A 14,700-nucleotide genomic window follows, 5' to 3' on the forward strand; every position below is an offset into this window, starting at 1 on the left:
ATATGTATCTCGTTTCATCTTATTACAGAGTCTCATCTTTTTTGTGAAAGAATGAATTTCTGAGGCTCCATTTTACAAATAATATTCAAGAATTTAATTGCAAATAAAGCAAACTACTGCTATCTTTTATAGAATTTATATATAATTCCGTGTAACACAGAAAAAAAGTTGCGTAAAAATTGACTTTGACAAAAAAAATATTTAAATTTGCAAGAGAATCAGCTTAACAGTAACTTATCTAAATTAGCTATTATGGGAAAGTATAATATTACAGGAAAAAAGGAAAAGACTGCAACATACCGTGGTCTAGTAAGTCCAAAATTAATGGAAGAGTTAAAAGATCAAATTCTGAATATAATACTCTTTCAACAGAGGTATCGGGATAAAAACTATTCCGCAAAGCAACTTGCGGAAGATTTAGAAACCAACACAAGATATATCTCTGCGGTTGTGAATGTAAAGTTTAATATGAACTATACATCATTTGTAAATAAATTTAGAATAGAAGAAGCAATGGCTATTCTTTCATCAAAGAAGTATAAAGATTTGAATATGGAAGACATAAGCACGATGGTTGGCTTTGCAAATCGTCAGTCATTTTATGCATCTTTTTATCGAATAAATGGAATGACCCCACGCGAATATAAATTGAAAGCATTACGCCCTAAGAACAAGGAGATTGTTGATGTTGAAACAAAATAAAAGAATAGATGAAGATTCTTTTAATTATTCATCAGAGCGGTTTGGCGACATACAAATGTTACGCTATCGTTTAGATGGATTTGACGATTTTACACTGAAACAAAAACTTTATATTTACTGTTTAGCAAAAGCAACATTATGGGGGCGCGATATAACCTTTCAGCAATTTGGCAAATATAACCTACAGATAAGAAAGGCCTTAGAATGTATTCTCGTCGAAAGATATAAAGAGGATAGTGATGATTTTAAAGGCTTAGAATTGTATTTGAAGAAAGTTTGGTTCGCTAATGGAATCCATCATCATTATGCGATGGAAAAATTTACTCCTACATTTTCACATAGCTATTTCATAGAAGCATTAAATAAGGTTGGAAAAAGCAAATTAGGTCTTAATTCTGAAAAAGCTTTTACTGATTATAAAAATACATTGAGTGAAATAATCTTTAATCCTAAATGTATGCCCAAAAGGGTAAATAAAGCAGGCGGAACAGATGTTATAAAAACGTCATCAAATAACTTTTATGAAAATGTAAATCAGGAAGAAGTAGAACGTTTCTATGCTAATAAAAAAGAAAAAGCTGGAGATAAGCGTCTATCGTTTGGTTTAAACTCAACTTTGGTAAAACATGATAATAAACTCGAAGAGATTGTTTGGAAACTAAATGGACGTTATGGAAAAACTATAAAACAAATTGTTTATTGGTTGAACAAGGCGATAACTTATTGTGAAAACAACGACCAAAAAGAGATAATTCGCTTATTGATAGCTTATTATATCTCTGGCGACCTCGCCGACTTCGATAAATATTCTATTAAATGGGTTACAGAATGTAATGGGCAAATAGATTTTATTAATGGCTTTATTGAAGTTTATGGCGATGCATTAGGTCTGAAAGGTTCGTGGGAAGGCATTGTGCATTATAAAGATTTGGAAGCAACAAGGCGGACACAAATAATCTCGGCTAATGCGCAATGGTTTGAAGACCACTCTCCTGTTGATAATCGTTTTAAGAAAGAAGTTGTAAAGGGTGTAACTGCCAATGTTGTATGTGCAGCAATGCTTGGAGGAGATGAGTACCCTGCATCTGCAATAGGCATAAATCTTCCTAATGCAGATTGGATAAGAGCAGAGTATGGTTCAAAAAGTGTAACTATTTCTAATCTTACACAAGCTTATAATATGGCTGCAAAAGGCAATGGATTTATAGAAGAGTTTGTTGTTGATGCTCAAATACGCAAGTTGATAGAAGCCTATGGTAATCTAACCGATGAACTACATACAGATTTGCACGAATGTTTAGGGCATGGTAGTGGTAAACTACTTTCAGGAATAGATTCAGATTCGTTAAAGAATTACGGTAATACTATAGAAGAAGCAAGAGCCGATTTATTCGGACTTTATTATATAGGCGATAAAAAGTTGTTGGAGTTGGGATTATTGGATTCCGAAGAAGCCTTTAAAGCCCAATATTATACTTATATAATGAATGGACTGATGACACAGTTGGCTCGTATTAAACCTAATAAACAGATTGAAGAAGCACACATGCAAAATCGTGCCTTAATTGCATGGTGGGCTTACGAGATAGGGAGGTCAGAAAATGTGATAGAGTTTGTGAAATTGCCTGATGACACAACAAAAGAGCTTAAAACATTTGTATGCATCAACGATTATGTGGCTTTGCGTCAAATTTTTGCTCAACAACTTACAGAGATTCAGCGAATAAAGAGTATGGGCGATTTCAATGCAGCAAGAAAACTCGTAGAAAGTTATGCGGTAAAAGTAAACAAGGCACTTCACAACGAAGTGCTACAACGTTATGCACAGTTGGATATAGCACCCTATAAAGGTTTTATAAACCCAATTATGAAGTTAGAATACGACCATGACAACCAAATAGTTGATGTAAAATTAGATTATACGGAGACTTATGCTCATCAAATGATGAGATATTCAAAAGATTATAGTTTATGGTAACAGGAAAAACACACGATAAACTGAAGCAGATAAAGCAATCTTTTCACTTGTTTATGAATGGTGTTGCTGCCCAGTCTATGCGTGAAAAGGGGGCAGAATATAAAGTGAATTGGGGAATAGACTTGATTAATCTGCGAAAGATAGCGAAAGAATACGGGAAAGATTACGATTTAGCGATTGCTCTTTGGAAAGAAAATAGTAGAGAGTGCAAGATCCTTGCAACTTACATAATGCCAGCCGAGGAGATGCTCCCAGATGTTGTAGGTGTTTGGTTGGAACAAATACCTACACAAGAAATAGCTGAACTTCTATCGTTCAATTTACTTCGATATCTGAATTTTGCTTCATCTTTGGCATTTCAATGTCTTGCTTCAGATAAAAATTTATATCAGGTGTGTGGCTTTCAGACATTAGCTTGTTTGTTTTCTGATGCTAAAGCACCTGACGAAAGAGGCATGAATGAGTTTCTTGACCAGGCGGAAGTTGCACTCAATGGAACCGATTTTGCAGTGAAACAATCGGCTTATCGGTGTGTGATGCGCTTCTGTGATTTAGGTGATAGTTATCGTGTAATAGCTCAAAAGGCATTAAAAGATTTTTCTATCTAAATGAAATTGATATGATTAGGTCCATTTTTCTCATTATTTCCAATATGATCTAACGATATCTATATTTACCTTTATTTTCGGAGATTTGGCTTTATCATTTCAATCTCTCTCTTTTTAGAATCAATAATTTTAAATGTAAAGAAGATCTAAGATTAGTGTAATGTATTCGCACATATACTTAAATCTTGTATTATCAAAATACATTTGATGGAGAAATTTTTATACAAAATAAGATATTAGTCTTGAAATTATCATTTATCTTTCTATTTTCTTATCTCGTATAAACAATAACCCAACAAAAGTTAATAATCCATTGAGCATTAGTAATTCATACCCAAATTTATAATTCCACAATTGCGAAGCAACATTGTCTAACAAGAAACAGAACAATGGACTTGCTATAGCAATATAAGGTACTAAGTTATCATTCACGCATCTCCGTATTAACAATGCATAAACAAATAATCCGAGAATAGGTCCGTAAGTATAGGAGCACAATATATATACAGCATTAATTAAATTCGTAGAATTTATTGCTTTAAATATCAAAATAAATAGAATAAATACAATCGATACCCCTATATGTACATTTTTACGTAGCTTTTCGTTTGTTGGTTGTTCACAAATATCAACACAAACACTGGTAGTAAGTGAAGTTAGTGCAGAGTCGGCACTCGAGAAACATGCTGCAACCACACCTATTGTAAATAATATCTCTACTCCACTACCCAAAATGCCATTAGCAATAGGATACAACATTAATTCGTCGGGAGAAGTTGGTAAAGGAATACTCTTTTGTTGAAAGAATATCATAAGCAATACACCTAAAGCCATAAACAACAGGTTAGCCGGCAAGAAGGCAAGACCATAAGTACACATATCCTTTTGCGCATCGCGTAAGGACTTACATGTTAGATTCTTCTGCATCATATCCTGATCAAGACCTGTCATAACAACAACAATAAACACACCACTTAGAAATTGTTTCCAGAAATTTTGTGTAGAAACCCAATCATTCCAAACAAATATTTGTGAATGTTCATTATTTACAATAGTATTAAAGGTTTCCACAAGATCCAGATTCAGTGCATCTATAACTTTATATACAATAAGGAATAGAGTTAAAAACATACACAACGTTTGAAAGGAATCAGTAAACACCAAGGTTCTTATCCCACCTTTATGCGTATAAAGCCATATTAACAATACTAAAACAACAACTGTAAGTGGAAAAGGAACTGTGAAATTATCAAGAACAAAACGTTGTAAAATCATACAAACAACATAAAATTTTACAGTTGCTCCAGACATTTTGGATAAAATAAAAAATGAAGCGCCTATTTTGTAGCTTCGTTCGCCTAATCTTTCTTTTAGAAATGAATAGATTGTTATTAAATTTAAACGATAATAAATTGGTAATAGAACAAAAGCCACCAACACATAACCTAAAATAAAACCCATACAAGTTTGGGCATAAGTCATATTTTGTTCAATTACCATTCCAGGAACACTGACAAATGTAACTCCAGAAATACTTGCGCCTATCATACCAAAAGCCACAAGATACCAAGGAGACTGTCGAGTTGCCCTAAAAAAAGTTTCATTATTACCTTTCTTAATTGTTAGTTTACTTATAAGTAATAGAATACAGAAATAGATAAAAATAGTCCCTATAATAATCATACGTAGTATAAAAAGAAGAAAAAAGTTATGATTTTAGTCTATATATAAATTCTTTTTTGTAATTTTGCTAACGGAATTCAGTTATAACGATATTACTCTATAAATTATAAATAGAATATTATTAAAGTAACAAAGATATTTAAATAATACTGTGATACACACGTCCAGCTCGTTCAAAGTATTTATTACTTTCACGAGCTGCTTTTATTTTATTATAATTCGTTGCTGGCTTGTAAAGCTGCACCTATAGCAGTACAATATTCTGAATATTTAGGAATAATAAAATTGACATTATAAAGACGTTCCATCATTGGGAAAAGAATTTTACATTGAGGTAAACGCGAAAGATTACCAATCATTACAAAATTCTTAATCCCACTATTTAACGCACTTAAGATAGATGCAGAGCCTATAGATTGTAATACCAGACATATAAGACCTAATGCAACATCTTCATTTTTTGCATTACCATATGCATTTGCAAAAAGCGAAGCAGTTGCATTCATTGGTAATCCTGGAAGAGGTTTAGAAGAAATGTCACTGATTTGTAGATTTATATTTCCTATGTTCCCTTTCTTTGCTAAATCTGAAATCTGATGAATATCATCGGTATTCAGCAATAAACGAGAAAGTCCACTCAGAGTACCTCCTCCTATCCCTATTCCACCAATATGCCGAATATCATCTTCGTCACACAATACAAGCGAAGTGCCGGTACCCATTGAAACAACAATCATTCGATTTAGATTCGATTCAAATCGAGCACCTAATCCATCGGCTAAAAATTCATCAGCTTTTTCTGTAGGCAAACCGTAAACAGGCTTATCTATATAAGCAGAACCTACACCTGTCAGCATGACTTTTCCTACATCATTCAGTTCTATCTTATTGTCGTATAGATACTTCCCAAAAGCACCATAAAGAGAAGTTACAGGATCTGTAGCTTTTATACGCAAAGGACGTACTACTTCTTTATTTCTTATTCCAACTATCTTTGTCGTCGATATTCCAACATCAATTCCAATAGCAATTTTCATAACACCTTATATATTATTATTGAGCAAAGGTACAAAAAAAGTAGATTGCTAAACACCTTATGAAAGAGTTTTTGCAAAAAAAACGAAAAATATTTCTCTATTTATCTGAAAATGAGTATCTTTGCACACCGTTATGATGAGATAACAAGATAAGTATAAATTTATAGATAAACAGAACAAATGACAAAGGCAGATATCATCAATGGGATTGCGTCTTCCACTGGCATATCTAAGAAAGATGTGTCGGCAGTTGTGGAATCTTTTATGGATGCGATAAAGAACAGCATGTTGGAGAAGAAAGAAAATGTCTATCTCCGTGGTTTTGGAAGCTTCATTATAAAGCATCGAGCAGAGAAAACCGCACGAAACATTTCAAAGAACACAACAATCACTATCCCTGCGCATAACTTCCCCAGTTTCAAACCGGCGAAGACTTTTATTGAGGATATGAAAAAGTAAGAAAAAACGATACAAACAATTTAAACATTTAAAGCTATGCCAAACGGAAAGAAGAAAAAGGGACACAAAATGGCTACGCACAAGCGTAAGAAGAGATTAAGAAAGAACAGACATAAGAGCAAATAAGCCATAACGGCCCGAAGATTTTTATGTAATCTTTCAACAGAACGGGGCATGTCAACGCACAAAAACTCCTTATCCCTTGGAGGCGGAGACACGTCTCGCTTTCTTTAAGTAAGCTCATTATAGAAGCTTATAAAACAGAAGAAAATGACAAGCGAAATAATAATTGATGCCCAACCGAAAGAGATTTCGATTGCATTGCTTGAGGATAAACGATTGGTTGAATACCAACGCGAACCAAGAGAGGCCAATTTCTCCGTTGGAAACATCTACATTGCGAAAGTTAAAAAACTTATGCCAGGACTTAATGCCTGCTTTGTAGATGTTGGCTATGAACGCGACGCATTTCTTCATTATCTTGATTTAGGAAGTCAGTTCAACTCCTTTGCCAAATATCTCAAACAGGTACAAAGCGATAGAAAAAAACTTTATCCTATTCAAAAAGCCAGTAAACAACCCGACTTACAAAAAGATAGCAGTATTCAGAATATACTTCAGGTAGGTCAGGAAGTAATGGTACAAATAGTAAAAGAACCCATTTCTACAAAGGGACCACGCCTGACAGGTGAAATTTCTTTTGCAGGGCGCTATATTGTGCTCATTCCTTTCGGAGATAAAGTAAACGTTTCTACCAAAATAAAAAGTGGAGAAGAACGTGCTCGCTTAAAGCAACTTATACAAAGCATTCGCCCTAAGAATTTTGGAGTAATTGTTCGTACTGTGGCTCAAGGAAAAAGGGTGGCAGAACTCGACGCTGAGATGAAGCTTTTGTATGGAAGATGGCAAGATGCCATAACAAAAGTACAAAAATCTCAGGAGCGACCACAGCTCGTTTTTGAAGAAAAAGGCCGTGCAGTAGGCATGCTTCGCGATCTTTTCAATCCAACCTACGAGAATATTTATGTAAACGACGAAGAAATATGTAACGCCGTAAAAAACTATGTTACTCTCATTGCTCCTGAAAAAGCAAACATAGTAAAGAAGTATACAGGAAAAGTTCCTATCTTCGACAATTTCAATGTAACAAAACAAATTAAGTCGAGCTTTGGGAAAACAATAAATTACGGACACGGATGCTACATTATCGTTGAACATACCGAAGCCATGCACGTTGTTGACGTGAATAGTGGGAACAGAACGAAGGAAAAAGAACAAGAACAAAATGCTCTCGATACAAATCTTGGTGCAGCCGACGAAATAGCTCGTCAACTTCGACTAAGAGATATGGGGGGAATTATTGTTGTTGACTTTATTGACATGAACTTGGCGGAAGACCGACAGATGCTTTACGAACGCATGTGCAAAGCGATGCAAAAAGATCGTGCTCGGCATAACATTTTACCATTGAGCAAATTCGGTTTGATGCAGATAACACGCCAAAGAGTCCGTCCTGCTATGGATGTTGATGTTGCAGAAGACTGTCCAACTTGTTTTGGAACCGGCAAGATACGCTCAAGTCTACTATTTACCGACTTGCTTGAACGCAAGATTGAACAGCTCGTAGAGAAGATTGGCATAAAGAAGTTCTATCTACATGTGCATCCATATGTTGCTGCTTATATCAACAAGGGCATAGTTTCCATAAAAATGAGGTGGCAATTAAAATACGGCTTGGGCGTCAGAATAGTCCCATCACAAAAACTAGCTTTCATGCAGTACGAATTTTACGACAACAAACGTCAGTTTATTGACATGAAGGACAAGAACGACAAACTGTAAAAGCAGTTTTAAGTTACAAGACTACTTGCAGAGTACTAAAAAGATAATGAAAGAACCATAAAAGAAGATGTTGTATCGCAATGATGCAACATCTTTTTTATTCTGACAGTATTGTATAGTATGTTCAGATAAAGGAAAAACTACAACTATGTTGACAAATAAAAGACACAATTTGCTGTCGTTATAGCCCAGAATAGCAAGTTGTGCCCCTACTTTTAATTTATCCTTAAGGCATAACTAAATGTTTTTTCTCTTTCTCGCCGCTTCGTAGCTCTATTCGTTTCAGCTTCTTATAGATGTCTTGTTTTGCATGGGCAGATCTTGGCAGTAAGCCTGCATTGCAAATATTCCATATTATTTTCCCATTCGTAAGCTTTATACGAAGTACATACACAGCAACTTTTTTATCTATTACATCAAAGTAAAAACGGTAAGGCATCCATTTCAGGTCTTGTTCCGTTAATTGATTAACTTTTTTCTCTATCCAGCGATTTTTGCTCTCTTGTATTTCCTTTGCATAATGATTGGCAATAACAACCGAATCGTTTCTGTATCTTATAAGAATATTGTCGTCGGCATCTAACAAGTTATCAAAACAGATTGTTCGCCACGTTGTAATTTGCAGTATGGAAAATTATCATTTAAAAAAATAATTTTGTAATTATGGTTTTAAAAATCATAATTATAAATCGCCACAGTTTTTATTATAAACAGTGTAACAGTAAAGTGGTTTCAGATAAGATGAAACAACCAATATATAATCTTAATGGTCTGTTTTATAATTGTGTAAGATTATTATCCAATCATTGTTACATTATACTTTGGTAAAAAATATAGCTTTAATGTGATTTAGTATGATTAAACACAGCAGATTGTCAATATTTCTATGTAAATTTGCGGAAACCAAAAATCATAAAAGATGAACACATACACGAAATATATTGCACAAACGCTCAATTTGTCTGAGAAGATTGTTGCGGCAACATTAAATTTACTGGACGAAGGTTGCACCATTCCTTTCATTGCAAGATACCGAAAGGAGCGCACAGGAAATCTTGACGAACTGCAAATTACGCATATTGCGGAAATGAATGAGCGTCTGGCAGAAACCGACAAACGCAAGGGAACTATTCTGAAAACAATAGGCGAACAAGGAAAACTTACCAAGGAACTGGAGAGCAGGATAGTGAATTGCTGGGACAATGCAGTGTTGGAAGATTTGTATTTGCCTTTTAAACCAAAGCGAAGAACCAAAGCGCAGATTGCGCGCGAGCAAGGACTTGAACCACTGGCAACGCTGCTGCTGATGCAAAGAGAGCAGAACCCAACGGCTGCAAGCAAACGTTTTGTGAGGGGTGACGTGGAGAACGAGACTGTTGCACTGCAAGGCGCAAAGGATATTATTGCCGAAATGGTAAGCGAAAATCAGCAGGCACGCAATACAGTGCGAAGTACTTACAAACGCGAAGCCGTGATTTCTTCGAGGGTGATAAAGAAAGTAGAAGATACGGACGAGGCACAGAGGTTTTCAGACTACTTCAATTTCTCCGAGCCATTGCGACGTTGCAACAGCCATCGGCTATTGGCTATGAGGCGAGGCGAAGCCGCAGGAATATTGCGTGTAGGCATTTCGATTGATGGGGAAGAATGCATTGAACGCCTGAGGCGACAGTTCGTACACGGTAGGGGAGCTTGTCAGGCTTTAGTAGCTGAAGCCGTTGAAGATAGTTTCAAGCGTTTAATCAACCCAAGTATAGAAAACGAGTTTGCAGGACTAAGCAAAGAGCGGGCCGACAAGGAAGCTATTGAGGTGTTTTCCGCGAATTTGCGCCAGCTGTTGCTGGCTGCCCCACTCGGTCAGAAGCGTGTTCTGGCACTTGATCCTGGTTTTGCCAATGGTTGCAAAATAGCATGTTTAGACGCACAGGGTAATTTGTTGCATCATGAAATTATTTATCCGCATCCACCAAAACGACTCTACGCACAGGCTACAGTAGCTATGTTGCGAATGATAAACCAATACCACATTGAAGCAATTGCAATAGGAAACGGAACAGCAAGCCGTGAATCGAAAGAATTCATAACCGACTGCCTGGCACACTTATCCGAAGAAGGGAAAGATACACCGAAAGTGTTTGTTGTAAGCGAAGACGGAGCATCAATCTATTCTGCTTCTTCCATTGCACGAGAGGAATTTCCGAATGAAGACGTAACGACACGAGGAGCTGTTTCCATAGGACGAAGATTAATAGACCCATTAGCCGAATTGGTGAAAATAGACCCGAAAAGCATTGGCGTGGGGCAATATCAGCACGATGTAGACCAGACAAAGCTAAGACATTCGTTAGATCGAACCGTGGAAAATTGTGTAAACCAAGTAGGAGTAAACCTTAATACTGCCTCGAAACACCTTCTAATGTATGTCAGCGGATTAGGAGCCTTGTTAGCACAGAATATTGTTGATTATAGAAAAGAGCATGGTGCTTTCACTTCGCGCACGCAATTGAAGAAAGTACCTCGTCTCGGAGCAGTAGCATTCCAGCAAAGTGCAGGTTTCTTGCGAATACCAAATGCGAAGAATCCACTCGACAACTCGGCTGTACACCCCGAAAGCTATCACATTGTTGAGGCTATGGCAAAAGACCAAGGCTGCAACGTTAGTGAACTCATCAACAACAAAGAAAGGATTAAGCACATCGATTTAAGGCACTATGTCTCAACAGAAGTAGGTCTGCCAACACTGAACGATATTCTGCAAGAGTTGGAGAAACCTGGGCGCGACCCACGCGAACAGTTGGAAGAGTTTGAGTTCGACACTTCTGTTCATACAATCGACGACCTTAAAGAAGGAATGGAATTGTCTGGAATCGTAACAAACATCACCAACTTTGGTGTCTTTGTGGATATAGGTATTCACCAAGATGGTCTTATTCATATCTCGCAGTTAAGCAATAAGTTTGTTTCCGACCCCAATGCTATTGTACATTTGCATCAACGCGTGCGTGTCAAAGTTAAACAAGTAGACTTTAAGCGAAACAGAATAGGATTGAGTATGAAGAATGTAGAACAATAACACACGTTTTTAAACCATCGGAACAATAAACTAAAAAAAGGTTGCAAATCTTTCTACTTGCAACCTTTTCTATTTAGTCTATAAGTATTAATTACTTAACCTTCTCTACAATTGCCTTGAATGCTTCAGGACTATTGGCAGCGAGGTCAGCAAGAACCTTACGATTTATTTCTATGTTTGCTTTATGCAGTGCACCCATCAACTGGCTATAGCTCATATCGTAAAGACGCGCTGCTGCATTTATACGTTGAATCCAAAGAGCACGGAATGTACGTTTCTTGTTACGACGATCACGGTAGGCATAAGTCAAACCTTTCTCATAGGTATTCTTAGCGACGGTCCAAACGTTCTTGCGTGCACCGTAGTATCCTTTTGTCTTCTTAAGAATTCTTGTTCTTCTTGCTTTAGAAGCAACATGATTTACTGATCTTGGCATAGTTTTTCTTTCCTTTTAATTTGTTTGACTAATGTTTATTAACGTAGATTTAACAGGTCTCGCACCTGTTTCATGTTGCTACTGTCCACAAGAGTACTGTGTACAAGATTTCTCTTTTGTTTCTTTGTCTTCTTAGTCAAGATGTGACTGTGGTAAGCATGATTACGCTTTACCTTGCCCGTACCTGTGAAGCTAAATCTTTTCTTTGCTCCAGAGTTTGTTTTCTGTTTTGGCATTTTTCTTAATTGTTAAAATTATTATTTATATTCATCTGTGGCAACGTATATACCAGGACGTTACGCACAGGCACTATCTGCACCTTATTCCAAAGATGCATCAAGTTTTTCTTATTCATTCTTAAGTTTGTCAAGCGCAGCAAATCCATTCTTCGCATTGGCAAAAAGATTGTTATCAACATTCCCTTTGCTTTCTATATTGCCATTTTCATTCTTACTTGTCTCAATTTTTTTAGCTGCACCAGCGGCTTCTTCACGATCTCTACGCTGTTGACTCTTCTTTGTTATACCAGCTTTCTTCGGAGATAGATAAAGAAACATCTTTTTTCCTTCAAGCTTAGGCAATTGTTCTACTTTTGCAAGCTCTTCCAAATCGTTGGCGAAACGTAATAACAAGACTTCACCTTGTTCCTTAAATAGAATCGAACGTCCACGAAAGAATACATATGCCCGGACTTTATTACCTTCGTTAAGGAACTCTTGTGCATGCTTCAACTTAAATTGGTAATCGTGCTCATCAGTCTGAGGTCCGAAACGTATTTCTTTAATGTCTTGCTTTACCTGCTTTTGTTTCATCTCTTTCTGATGTTTCTTCTGCTGGTAAAGGAATTTTGAATAGTCAATGATACGACAAACAGGAGGCTGTGCGTTAGGAGATATTTCAACAAGGTCTACACCTTCTTTACGAGCAATGTCTAATGCCTGACGAGTAGACATTACTTCTGCATTACCTTCACTTACCACACGTACTTCTCGTGCATGAATTTGTTCATTCACACGGTACTGAAACTTCATTTTGTCATTTTTCATTCAACTATAATATAGTTTTATATTTCAATTAAACGCCTGCAAAGTTACTGATTTTACAATGACTAACCAAATTTTACCCTACTTTTATTTCTTATTACAATTATATTTCGTTTCATTTCGAAGAAATATTTATTTTTTAAGAGCTAAGTTGTAATTATAATATTTTTTTACTCCCGTAATATCTTCAACTACTTCTATAAATGGGGGGAAGATAATATCTTCGTGCTTCATTATACCTTTTGTTTCTAATATCTGTAATCCTTTATATGGATGTGTAAAGGTATCCAATTCGAAGAACTGTCCTTTCCAAATGAATGTCTGACGAATTTTATGGATAGTTTGCCGATAAGGATCAGCCTGCCTAAGTAATGATTCATACAAGTTATTGTCAATTTGTCGTTCAGTCTCAACCTGTTCATTATTAGACAATGTCTTCTTTGTTGTATGAACATTGACAGAGAGTCCATTTAGAACTCGTCGTCTCAATCGAACTTCACTACATGGTTCAGAAGTCAGATAGGTCTGTGTTATCTCACTTATTATAGCCTCTGGAATATCACCTTTCAGTCGTATAATATATTTTCGCTCTTCAACAGCTTGCCGAGGGATTTCCAGTACATCAGAAATCTCCTGTAACACTCTTTCGAGTTTGGTCTCAAAATCTTCATGATTATTTATTACACGTAGATGTGGGTGTTCAGACCAAGCATTTATAACTTTTTTATCAAGTACGCGCGCTAATTCGATACCTTCTGTTCGTTTTTTATTTGTGGCGGTTGTGTAAAATTGTTCAGCCCCATCTGCCGCACTTACCAAGTGTAAAACTGCATCATAACGAGAACGCAACTTTTCGTTATTCGTATTTACGTCGGATATTATCTGATTCCAAAGCGATGGCTTCATATAAGCAGAGATATCCATCGCACCTCGGTCGCATACAATAAGAACAGGCTGCTTTATAGTTCTTGACATATGCTGGAATTTATCTTCTAAAGCTATTTGCATCTCCAAAGTAGCTTTTTCTCCTTCATAAAAAAGATCCTTATTGTTGGTAAGATAGTCCATTCCTGCTTGTAGGAATAAGGTTGGAAGTTCAGGAATTATAAACACTTTGTAACCAATACTAGAAAAGTGTTCCATTATTTTAACTAAAGCGGTTGTTTTACCAGCACAAGGTCCGCCTGTTAGTACAATTGTCTTCATAAACAAAAAATCCCTAACACCTTAAAAAAGATGAAAGGGATAATTCTATGATATATTTCAAGTAAATCCACGCAAACTCTCTATCGAGAATTTATTTTATTCAGCTGTTGAAATTTCCTCTTCCACTACATCAACCTCTTCTGTAGGAGTATCAATAGTTTCTTCAACCTCTTTCACTTTAGGTTCTGGTTGATTTTCTGCTACAACAATGACAGGCAATTTAACCTCTACATCCTTAAAGAAATGGATTGTTGCTTCGAAAGTTCCAACTTTCTTTATATCACGCATCGTGATAATCTTACGATCAATTTCAATACCTTTCTTGGCCAATTCCTCGGCTACAATTGCCGTATTCACTGAACCATAAGTTACACCTGTAGCAGAAACTTTAGCAGCAATTACTAATTCTATGCCTTCAAGTTGTGCAGCACGCTTTTCTGCCTCAGCCTTTTTTGCAGCAATCTTTGCAGCTTGTTGCTTCAAATTCTCGGCTAATTGCTTTTTAGCAGAAGATGATGCAATTACACCTTTTCCTGTTGGAATAAGGTAGTTACGACCATATCCACCTTTTACATTTACGATATCGTTCTTATAACCAAGTCCTATAATATCTTCTTTCAGTATGATTTCCAT

At 36.2% G+C, this 14,700-nt stretch carries 14 protein-coding genes; 6 read left to right on the plus strand and 8 right to left on the minus strand.

What is annotated here, in order from left to right:
- Positions 1–252 precede the first annotated feature (252 nt).
- From RDV52_RS08020 to RDV52_RS08030, 3 genes are read left to right on the plus strand one after another with little or no spacing between them, the layout of a single operon-like run.
- Positions 253–702: a helix-turn-helix domain-containing protein gene (locus RDV52_RS08020; protein WP_004366152.1), complete on the plus strand. Its 450-nt coding sequence runs from the start codon at positions 253–255 to the stop codon at positions 700–702.
- The gene (locus RDV52_RS08025; RefSeq protein ID WP_004366151.1) at positions 686–2,680 is read left to right on the plus strand and encodes a dipeptidyl-peptidase 3 family protein; all 1,995 of its coding nucleotides are present in this window, start codon (positions 686–688) and stop codon (positions 2,678–2,680) included. Before RDV52_RS08020 ends, RDV52_RS08025 begins: the two co-directional genes overlap by 17 nt.
- Positions 2,674–3,288 carry a DNA alkylation repair protein gene (locus RDV52_RS08030; RefSeq protein ID WP_004366150.1) on the plus strand — a complete coding sequence of 205 codons (615 nt, stop codon included), beginning with the start codon at positions 2,674–2,676 and terminating at the stop codon, positions 3,286–3,288. Before RDV52_RS08025 ends, RDV52_RS08030 begins: the two co-directional genes overlap by 7 nt.
- 255 nt (positions 3,289–3,543) lie before the next feature.
- Here RDV52_RS08030 and RDV52_RS08035 read toward each other — a convergent pair whose 3' ends face one another.
- Both RDV52_RS08035 and coaW read right to left on the minus strand, forming a co-directional pair.
- A complete protein-coding gene (locus RDV52_RS08035; protein WP_004363411.1) occupies positions 3,544–4,971 on the minus strand; it encodes a sodium:solute symporter in 1,428 nt (475 codons plus the stop codon).
- Between the two features lie 212 nt (positions 4,972–5,183).
- Positions 5,184–6,008, minus strand: a complete 825-nt coding sequence (gene coaW / locus RDV52_RS08040) for a type II pantothenate kinase (RefSeq protein WP_004363410.1) — start codon at positions 6,006–6,008, stop codon at positions 5,184–5,186.
- Positions 6,009–6,188: 180 nt separating this feature from the next.
- On the opposite strand from coaW, the gene RDV52_RS08045 reads away from it, so the two are divergent.
- A complete protein-coding gene (locus RDV52_RS08045; RefSeq protein ID WP_004363409.1) occupies positions 6,189–6,467 on the plus strand; it encodes an HU family DNA-binding protein in 279 nt (92 codons plus the stop codon).
- A 270-nt stretch (positions 6,468–6,737) separates the two neighbouring features.
- Positions 6,738–8,309, plus strand: coding sequence for an Rne/Rng family ribonuclease (locus RDV52_RS08050; RefSeq protein ID WP_004366149.1), 1,572 nt, complete (start codon positions 6,738–6,740; stop codon positions 8,307–8,309).
- 226 nt (positions 8,310–8,535) lie between these two features.
- Here RDV52_RS08050 and RDV52_RS08055 read toward each other — a convergent pair whose 3' ends face one another.
- Entirely contained in the window at positions 8,536–8,895 is a 360-nt protein-coding gene (locus RDV52_RS08055) for a hypothetical protein (RefSeq protein ID WP_004366147.1), read from the minus strand.
- 333 nt (positions 8,896–9,228) lie between these two features.
- Here RDV52_RS08055 and RDV52_RS08060 point away from each other — a divergent pair, with 333 nt between their 5' ends.
- On the plus strand, positions 9,229–11,382 hold the full coding sequence (locus tag RDV52_RS08060) for a Tex family protein (RefSeq protein WP_004366146.1): 2,154 nt from the start codon (positions 9,229–9,231) through the stop codon (positions 11,380–11,382).
- Positions 11,383–11,473: 91 nt separating this feature from the next.
- Here RDV52_RS08060 and rplT read toward each other — a convergent pair whose 3' ends face one another.
- The 5 genes from rplT to rplI form a co-directional block, all read right to left on the minus strand.
- Complete coding sequence (gene rplT, locus RDV52_RS08065) at positions 11,474–11,818, minus strand: 50S ribosomal protein L20 (protein WP_004364853.1); 345 nt, start codon at positions 11,816–11,818, stop codon at positions 11,474–11,476.
- A gap of 38 nt (positions 11,819–11,856) precedes the next feature.
- Positions 11,857–12,054, minus strand: a complete 198-nt coding sequence (gene rpmI / locus RDV52_RS08070; RefSeq protein WP_004364852.1) for a 50S ribosomal protein L35 — start codon at positions 12,052–12,054, stop codon at positions 11,857–11,859.
- A gap of 111 nt (positions 12,055–12,165) precedes the next feature.
- Positions 12,166–12,864, minus strand: coding sequence for a translation initiation factor IF-3 (gene infC / locus RDV52_RS08075; protein ID WP_004366145.1), 699 nt, complete (start codon positions 12,862–12,864; stop codon positions 12,166–12,168).
- A 129-nt stretch (positions 12,865–12,993) separates the two neighbouring features.
- On the minus strand, positions 12,994–14,067 hold the full coding sequence (locus RDV52_RS08080) for an AAA family ATPase (RefSeq protein WP_004366144.1): 1,074 nt from the start codon (positions 14,065–14,067) through the stop codon (positions 12,994–12,996).
- A 96-nt stretch (positions 14,068–14,163) separates the two neighbouring features.
- Complete coding sequence (gene rplI, locus RDV52_RS08085; protein WP_004366143.1) at positions 14,164–14,700, minus strand: 50S ribosomal protein L9; 537 nt, start codon at positions 14,698–14,700, stop codon at positions 14,164–14,166.

Source organism: Prevotella nigrescens, assembly GCF_031191185.1.
Classification (GTDB): domain Bacteria; phylum Bacteroidota; class Bacteroidia; order Bacteroidales; family Bacteroidaceae; genus Prevotella; species Prevotella nigrescens.